This window comes from Pseudomonas sp. GXM4, assembly GCF_008923895.1.
Taxonomy (GTDB): Bacteria; Pseudomonadota; Gammaproteobacteria; order Pseudomonadales; family Pseudomonadaceae; genus Aquipseudomonas; species Aquipseudomonas atacamensis.
Map to the genome: position 1 here is coordinate 1 of NZ_WBRZ01000243.1, position 8193 is coordinate 8193.

Annotated in this window: 6 protein-coding genes; 4 read left to right on the forward strand and 2 right to left on the reverse strand. The window is 61.3% G+C overall.

What is annotated here, in order from left to right:
• Nucleotides 1-134 precede the first annotated feature (134 nt).
• Complete coding sequence (locus tag F8N49_RS22350; protein WP_151552637.1) at nucleotides 135-2132, forward strand: pilus assembly protein TadG-related protein; 1998 nt, start codon at nucleotides 135-137, stop codon at nucleotides 2130-2132.
• Here F8N49_RS22350 and F8N49_RS22355 read toward each other — a convergent pair.
• Together F8N49_RS22355 and F8N49_RS22360 are read right to left on the reverse strand one after the other, a co-directional pair.
• Nucleotides 2117-4879 (reverse strand): PAS domain-containing protein, encoded by a 2763-nt coding sequence (locus tag F8N49_RS22355; RefSeq protein WP_151552639.1) that lies wholly within the window; start codon nucleotides 4877-4879, stop codon nucleotides 2117-2119. The two genes, F8N49_RS22350 and F8N49_RS22355, sit on opposite strands and share 16 nt — an antisense overlap.
• Nucleotides 4876-5322, reverse strand: coding sequence for a TadE/TadG family type IV pilus assembly protein (locus F8N49_RS22360; RefSeq protein WP_024011435.1), 447 nt, complete (start codon nucleotides 5320-5322; stop codon nucleotides 4876-4878). Before F8N49_RS22360 ends, F8N49_RS22355 begins: the two co-directional genes overlap by 4 nt.
• Before the next feature lie 75 nt (nucleotides 5323-5397).
• On the opposite strand from F8N49_RS22360, the gene F8N49_RS22365 reads away from it, so the two are divergent.
• The 3 genes from F8N49_RS22365 to F8N49_RS22375 all read left to right on the forward strand — a co-directional run bounded on the left by F8N49_RS22365 (nucleotide 5398) and on the right by F8N49_RS22375 (nucleotide 8135).
• On the forward strand, nucleotides 5398-5868 hold the full coding sequence (locus F8N49_RS22365) for a prepilin peptidase (protein WP_122751743.1): 471 nt from the start codon (nucleotides 5398-5400) through the stop codon (nucleotides 5866-5868).
• A 106-nt stretch (nucleotides 5869-5974) separates the two neighbouring features.
• On the forward strand, nucleotides 5975-6754 hold the full coding sequence (locus F8N49_RS22370) for a response regulator transcription factor (RefSeq protein ID WP_166554736.1): 780 nt from the start codon (nucleotides 5975-5977) through the stop codon (nucleotides 6752-6754).
• Nucleotides 6755-7772: 1018 nt separating this feature from the next.
• Entirely contained in the window at nucleotides 7773-8135 is a 363-nt protein-coding gene (locus tag F8N49_RS22375; protein ID WP_122707826.1) for a DUF6124 family protein, read from the forward strand.
• Nucleotides 8136-8193: the final 58 nt, after the last annotated feature.

Below are 8193 nucleotides of genomic sequence, written 5' to 3' on the forward strand. Positions count from 1 at the left end.
GATCAAAAGATCGCAGCCTTCGGCAGCTCCTACGGTGGTTTGCCATGCCAACAGCGCATTGTCGGCAGCCGCGTCTACACTCATTTTCACCAACGGAGGTAGCGCTCGGCACTGCGCCGGCAAAGGAGTGCGCCATGTCGCGAGGATCGCAAGGCAACGGCCCGGCCCGGCAACGCGGGGCGATCGGCTTGATGGCGGCTGCCACCCTGAGTCTGGCGCTGGTGATGATGTTGCTGGTGGTCGACAGCGGTCGCTTGTACATGGAACAGCGCAAATTGCAGCGGGTCGTCGATACCGCCGCCCTCGAAGCGGTCAGTCGCGGCGGCAATTGCCTGCCCGGGCTGACCGCCGCCAGTTATGCCGGGCAAAGTGCGCTGCGCAACGGTTACGTGGTGGACGCCGCCAATACACTCGCGACCACCTGCGGCACACTGGCCACCGCTGCCAGCGGTTTGCGCAGTTTCACCGTCGATGCCACGCAATCAAGCGCAGTCAAAGTCGCTGCCAGTCGTACGGTCACCAGCAGTTTTGCTGGCGGTGTGCAGGCGCTGTTCAGTGCCACGCCGGTCAGCCTCAATACCACGCTCAATGCTTCGGCAGTCGCGGCCAAACCGCAGCCGACCGTCGCCCAACTGAATATTCGCAGCACCCTCGCCAGCATCGACACGGCGCAGTCGAACATCCTCAATCCGCTCTTTTCCGGGTTGCTCGGCGGCAACGTCAACCTCACGGCGGTGGGCTGGGACGGCTTGCTGCACACCGATATCAACCTGCTCAAATACCTCGATCAACTGGCCATCGACCTCAACGTCGGTGCTGGCAATTACACGCAGTTGCTCAATACCCAAGCGACGGTGACGCAGTTGATTCAGGCCGCAGCGACGGTAGTGCAACTCAACGGCGCGACCGCGCAAGTGGTCACCGCGCTGGGCCAGTTGCAGGCCGCCGCCATCAATGCGGCGCCGGTCAGACCCGGCGAGATCCTGCAACTGCAAACCGGCACCACGGCGGCGGGGCTGGATGCCAACCTGCAATTGCTGCAACTGGTGCAGGGCGTGGTGCAACTGGCCAACAGCAAGAGCGCGGTGGCGGCGACCTTGCCGGTCAACGTGCTGGGGCTGGCCGGTGTCACGGTGCGGGTGAAGGTGATCGAGCCGCCGCAGTTCTCGGCGATTGGTGATCCGGCGCGGGCCAAGGCCGATCCGTTGGGACCGGACCGAATTTATGTGCGCACCGCGCAGGTGCGCACGCTGCTGTCGGTGAATCTGCCGGTGTTGACGGGAGTCGTAGGGCTGACGAACGCGGTATCAGGGCTGGTCGGTATGCTAACGCCGACGCTCAATGCGCTGTTGAGCCTGAATCTGGTGGACACAATCAATTCAGTGTTCTGCCTGTTGGGTGCCGGCTGCCAACAGCTCGATCCGAAGCTGCTGCCCTCACCGCAGATCGACATCGCGCTGGATGCCGGCGGGGCGAAAAGCTATGTCACCGATTACCGCTGCCCGACCGACGACAGCGGCAGCAAAAGCCTGACTGCCGCCACAACAACCTCTCTGGCAGATCTCAAACTCGGCAAGATCGATCCTGTCGCGGCGTTCTCTTCAGTCGCCGAACCAACGGTGGCGCCGCTGCCGCTGGTCGATCTCGGCATCATCACCTGCCACAGGATTCTCGGCATCGGCAGTTGCGATGCCGCCTCCCGCGTCCAGTACGGCGCGGGCGGCATCGCCATCAAACTCGACACCAGCGTCGCGCAGTCTATGCAGAATCTGCTGTTCTCCAGCGCCACACCCTTCGCCACCCCGGCCAATCTGAAACTGCCGCCCAGCGTGCTACCGGCCGCGCCGACCAGCAACATCGTCGGCAGCCTGGCGAACACCCTGTCGGGCATCAACCTGATCGTCTACAAACCCGTGGGCAGCAATCCGCTGGGCGCTATCGTCACTGGGGTGGCTTCGTTGATCAGCGACGTCAGCAACCGCTTGTTGCCAGTGATCACCGGTTTGATCAGTCCCTTGCTCGACCCGTTGTTGAATAATCTGCTCAAAGGCCTGGGCATCAACCTGATGGATACAGAGGTGGGCGCCAACATGACCTGCGGGCAGACCGGCAAGGCCTATCTGGTGATCTGATCATCCGTGGCAATCGGCAATTCGATGCAGAACCGTGCGCCCTCCGTGGAGTTGCGCACGCTCAACTGGCCGCCCATGTTGGCGATGATGCCGTAGCTCACCGACAGGCCCAGGCCGGTGCCGACGCCAATCGGTTTGGTGGTGAAGAACGGCTCGAAGATCCGCTCCAGCAAACGCGGATCGATACCGCCGCCATTGTCCTCGACCCACAGCCGCACGCTTTCCTCGTCACGCTCGGCGTAGATCGAAATCCACGGTTTGAATGCCGGGTGGTGCTCGCGCTTGCCGAGCAGGGCGTCACGGGCGTTGACCATCAGGTTGATCAGCACCTGCTCCAGCTGATCGACGTAGCCGCGCACCTGCGCCTCGAAAGCAGTCTCGCTGATGCGCAAATCGACACCTTTACCGCGCATGCCCTCGGCCAGCAGTGACAAGGTGCCTTCGATGGCTTGGGCCGGGTTGAACAATTGTTGTTCGATTTCCGAGCGGCGACCGAACCCACGCATGTGGTCGACCACCTTAGCCGCGCGTTGAACCTGAGCGTCGATGCGGTTGAGTTTGTCGGTCAGATAATCGACCTGTACATCACCGTTGCCGAGGCGCTTGAGCACGTTGACGATGGCCATGCGCATCACGTTGAGCGGCTGGTTGATTTCGTGGGCGAGGCCGGTGGCCATTTCGCCGAGGGTGGCCATTTTCGCGCTTTGGGTGAGTTGTTGTTGCGAGCGGCGCACCTCGGTGTTGTCGCGGCCCACCGCTTGCACTTCGATCAACTGGCCGCGCTCGTCGAACACGCCGCGATCTGACCACACCCACCAGGCGTGTTCGCGTCCGGGCAATTGCAGGCTGATTTCCGCTGTACTCACTGGCTGTTGCGGCGTCAGTTGGCTCAAGCGCTGAACGAACGCTGCGCGCTGTTCGTCGGACATCCACCCACCCAGATCAACCCCGGGCAGTTGTTCCGGGGTGCATTCCAGATAAGTCGCCAACGGTCGGTTGCCAAAGATCAGCGTCAGGTCCGGGCGATAGCGGCAGATCATCGCCGGCGAGTCCTCGACCAGAATCCGGTAACGCTCTTCGCTTTGCCGCACCTGCTCGGCGGCAAGCGTCGCGTCGGTGACGTCCAGCCACAGGCCCACCGCCTCGACCGGCAACCCGAGATCGTTGCGCAGCAGTTTCGCTTCATCGAGCAGCCAGTGATACTCGCCACGGTTGTCGCGCAGGCGATAACGCGCACGCACCGAGCCTTCGCGCAGCAACTGGCGGTTGCGCTGGAAATACAGTTCGCGGTCGTCGGGATGCACGCGCTCGACCAGCGCTGTCGTGTCGCAATCTTCCAGCGTCCAGCCCAGCAAGGGTTGCAGGCTGGCGCTGAAAAACGCCGGGATCAGCGCGCCTTCTGCATAGCGCTGCACGTAGATCACCGCCGGTGAACTGGCAATCAGATTATCCAGCCGCGCATGGGCGGCGGCGGCGCGCTGTTGTTGATTCTGGATGTCGCTGATGTCGAGCATGAATCCGACCAGACGCCGATGTTCGCCCTTGCCGCTGACCTGGCCCTGAATCCGATACCACGTCACTGCTGCGCCGGCCTCCGCGTGGTGTAGACGCACGCTCAGGGTCAGCGCTTCGCCCTGCCATTGCAGGGCGCGCAAACGGCTGCGCAATTCATCGCGGTCGGCGGGATGAAACAGCGACAGCCAGTCCTCTACCGGCAGCAGGCGATCGCTGAGATTCAGTGCCGAGGCCAGCGTCGGCGCCAGCGCAATCTGCTCTTCGGCACTGATTTCCCACCAGCCGGTGCCGAGCAGGTTTTGCAGGGAATCAAGACGCTCCATCGATTGCACATGGCGCTGCTCGCGCAAGCGGCTGAGCAGCGGTCCGGCCAGCGCACCGGCCAAGGTCAGCCAGTCGCGATCGGTCAGCCATGGCGCCACGTTGTCGACCGTATAAAACCCGCAGAGCAGCCACGCGACCACGCCCTGGTCATTGCTGTAGGGCACGGCGAAACCGTTGGCGTTGCCGAACGTGGCCTGCAATCGCGAATGTTCATAGCGGCCCTGCGGGCCGGCGAGGCGTTGCGGCGCGCTGCCGTTGAGGCTGTCCAGCGGCGTGCCCAATGGCTGGCCGTCCTCCCACAGTTGCGGGGCGTCGTGGCCACGAAACTGTTGATGAATCTGCCAGCCCTGGGCCTGTTCATCGAGCAGCGCCACGGCGAGGCAGGGGATGTGCCAGCGCTGGGCGATGGCCTGCAATTGTTCGCCGAGCACCATCGGCAAACGCGTCAGGCTGCAGGTGCGCAGACGATCGCTGACTTGCGCGGCGAGGGCCTGGCAGGCGTCGCGGTCGCGCGCTTGCTGACGTTCGAGCAACAGGTCGGCGATGTCGAGCATCTGCAGTTGCCAGCCATCGTTTAGTGGCTGCACCCAGCCGCGAAGGTGCAGGGTCTGACCATTGAGCCCGGAAAAGTCGAGATCGAGGAGTTGCCCCTGCCAGTCTCTGGGCTGACCTTCGATGGTCAACAGGCTATGCGGCAGCAGATAGGCGCTGAGCGGCAGCGGCTGACCCTGGGGTTTGTGCTGGGCGAGCAAATGCCGCAGCGGGCCGGCGATCTGCAATACATCGCCGTTGCCATTCAGATAAAAATGCAGGCCGATCGGCGGCGCGCCGAGGTGGTCCGGCAAGTCGTGGGCTGCGACGGGGGCGCGCTTGAGCAAGCGCCCGAAAAGCTTATCGCCGGCGGTCAAAATTGCAGGCTCGAGCGGGCGGTCAGGTGCGTCGGCAGATTGGGCACCGTGCCGATCCCGGGCAGCACCAGAAACGGCATGATCTGATTGAGCTTGCTCACCGGGTAATTGACGCTGACGGTCAGGGTGCCAGTCCCCGCGTCGTATGCCGCACTGGTGTCGGTGCCGACCACCAGATTCAAGGCGGAGGGCAGCCATTGCAGTTGCTGGGTCAGCGCGGCATTGGCGGTGTTGACCACCACCGTCGAATAGTTCGGCGTGGTCGGGTCGACCGCAACGCTGCGGCGCACCGCCTCGGCAGTGGCCTGGTTGAACGATTGCATCATCACGAAGGGCAGGCCGTAGCTGACCAGCCCGTAAAACACTGCGAAAAAGATGATGAACACCAAGGCGAATTCGATCGCCACCGCACCTTTTTGCGACCTGCGAAAGCCGTTTTTCATGCGTGCGTCTACCCTGACAGTCACTGCGTAGTATCAGCATAGAATCAATCAGGCAAAACGGACGGCTTTCAGCGGATGCAGATTTCCCTTGTTCTGATCTGGCTGGCGATCTGCGCCGCCCAAGATGCCCGGCAGCGGCGAATTTCCAACATGTTGACCTTGGGCGTAGGTGCGCTGGCGTTGGTCTGGTTGTTGGCGACTGGCACTACTTGGTTGGGCGCCGACACGGGTCAGGGCGGCTGGGCCTGCCTGATCGCTCTGCTGCTGACGCTGCCGGGTTATTTCTTGGGCCGCATGGGCGCCGGCGATGTGAAATTAATGACAGCCCTGGCTCTTGCGACGAACGGCGTATTCGTTCTTGGCGCGTTTATCGGCGCGGGCGTGGCCAGCGTGCTGTGGCTGCTGCTCGCGCCAAAAGTCTGGCCTCATATGGCTCAAGGAGTTAGAGAGCATGTGCGTCATCTGGCCCCGGACAAGTCAAAAAAGCTGCCATTTGCGCCGTTCGTGTGGGTAGGTGTAGTGCTTTCGCTGTACTGGATCACCTGATCGCGGGGTGCCACTAGTCCTATGTACATAGTCGGAAAGTGGGTCTACTTTCAATTCAGGCGAATACGCCACCAAAGTGCAGGAACCGTCAGCGTTGGCCGAGCAAATGGAGTGGTTCGTGAACAAGCCTAATTCGGTAAAAATCCTCGTGGTCGATGATCAGCCGCTGATCGTCGAAGAACTCTGTGAGTTTCTCGAGAGCAGTGGCTACCGTTGCGTGCCGTGCGACTCGAGTCTTGAAGCCATCGAGCTGTTCAGGGCGGACCCGGACATCGGTCTGGTGCTGAGTGATTTGCACATGCCGGACATGGACGGCATCGAGTTGATCCAGGCGTTGCAGCGGCTGGCCGGCAAGCAGCGGGTGTTCGAGGCGATCATGCTCACCGGGCGCGCTGACAAGCAGGATGTGATCAAGGCGTTGCGTGCGGGGATTGCCGATTACTATCAGAAGCCGATCGATCTGGCAGAGTTGCTTGAGGGTGTGCAGCGCCAGGAACTGGCTTTGCAGGAACGGCAGAAGAATCTGCATCTGGGGCATTTGAATCAGAAGTTGCAGTTTTTGTCCGAGTCGATTGATGACCTTTATCAGGATCTGGACAAGGTGCGGCGCTCGCCCGTGCCAGTGGTGAGTGATGGTGAGCCTGAGTCCGTGGAGATGCCGGCGGTGTTCAGTCAATTGTCGCCCAGGCAGTTGGATGTGGCGCGGTTGGTGGGCAAGGGGCAGACCAATTATCAGATTGCCTGTGAGTTGGGGATTACCGAGAACACGGTGAAGTTGTATGTGTCGCAGGTGTTGCGGTTGACGCATATGCATAATCGGACGCAGTTGGCTTTGGCGCTTTCTCCTGGTAGTTCGGCGGGGCGGCAGCGGGTTACGGCGCATTGACTTGGCGGCCTTTGGGCCGACCATGCTTTGGGTGGTTGGGGTGAATATCCGTTTCTTCGGGTGTTGCGGCTGGCGGTTTCGCCCTTACGGCGAGTCCCTTTTGGCAAACGCCGGAATGCCGGCCCAGCTCAAAGGAACCAAAAGGTCTTCGCCCTGACGTTCGGCCCGCTCGCTGGGGCTCGGGGTTCCTTCGCTCCGGGATCGATCCTGGCGCAGCGGCTCCGGTTTGCTTCGCTGCACCTCCTTGCGCTGTGTCTGGCTGCGCCAGACGGTCGCTGCGCTCCCACGCCCGGATCAATCCCTCCACTCAGCCTGCCGACGGGCTCCCAGATCAAGATCAAAAGCTACTCGAGCTTGCGCTCATTGTTTTGAGCGGTGAAAAGCATGCGGTGTCTGGCTTTTGTTTTGCGCTGGATTCGCCCCTCACCCCAGCCCTCTCCCGAGGGAGAGGGAGCCGATTTGCGGGTTGTTCAAAATTTGCATTCGACTCGGTATCTCAGGTCGGCATACCTGACCCAAACAACTCGGTCGGTCCCCTCTCCTCTGGGAGAGGGCTAGGGTGAGGGTGCTTTTGATCTGCTTCAAAATCTGTATTCAACTCGGTATTTCAGGTCGGTGTACTTCGCCCAAACAACTCGATCGGTCCCCTCTCCCTCTGGGAGAGGGCTAGGGTGAGGGTGCTTTTGATTTTGATTGTTTAAATCTGTGTCTGATTTGCCAGAACCTTCCCACAAGGTTTTCAGGTTGTCCGTCGGACGTCGGGTCACTAGTCTCTGGCTGTCGCTGACAACTCAGCGGCCAGGTGTGGAAACCTGAAATTCAAGTAGTTGCTTTGCATTGCTACCGTAATCGTTGTCGGCGTGTTCGTTCGTCTGCAAACTGTGTCGCGGCGGCTGTGCGTGGGCAGACTTTGGTCTGGCCGGTTGCCTACTTATCGGTTTTCCACCCTGCGTACAGCTGCCACCTTTTGTCGTGTGGAAACGACAGAAGAGGGCGTCACAGCCAAGTAGGAGTTGTCATGGACAAACTGATCCCAGACCCACCCCCATCCCCCGCCACCCCGCTCGAAGACGCCATGCGCGCCGACGATCTTGTGAAAAACCGCGAAGCGATAAAACGCGCGCTCGATTTCTATCTCTGCCCCGAACCTGCAAAACCGCACCCGCCCAGCACGCTGTTCATGGTGGTGCCCAATGTTGATACCGAAAGCTTGTTGGCGCATGCCTGTGAGTCGCTGGCGTCAGCGAGTGCGATGGCGAGTAATTTCGCTGGCGAGTTGAGCGGGTTTCAGCGCAGCACGGCGTTGGCGATTCAGCAGATTGTCATGCTGGCCGAGCTGGCGGTGAATCGAGCGCTGGATCGGGTGGATCCGCAGAGCTGAAACCGCGTTATCGTTCTTCGCGAGCAGGCTCGCTCCCCCCGAAAGCACGCGGTCGACT

Excerpts from the sequence above, each read along its gene's own strand:
- F8N49_RS22350 (WP_151552637.1), top strand. The coding sequence starts at position 135 with ATGTCGCGAGGATCGCAAGGCAACGGCCCGGCCCGGCAACGCGGGGCG.
- F8N49_RS22360 (WP_024011435.1), bottom strand. The coding sequence starts at position 5,322 with ATGAAAAACGGCTTTCGCAGGTCGCAAAAAGGTGCGGTGGCGATCGAA.
- F8N49_RS22365 (WP_122751743.1), top strand. The coding sequence starts at position 5,398 with ATGCAGATTTCCCTTGTTCTGATCTGGCTGGCGATCTGCGCCGCCCAA.
- F8N49_RS22370 (WP_166554736.1), top strand. The coding sequence starts at position 5,975 with ATGGAGTGGTTCGTGAACAAGCCTAATTCGGTAAAAATCCTCGTGGTC.
- F8N49_RS22375 (WP_122707826.1), top strand. The coding sequence starts at position 7,773 with ATGGACAAACTGATCCCAGACCCACCCCCATCCCCCGCCACCCCGCTC.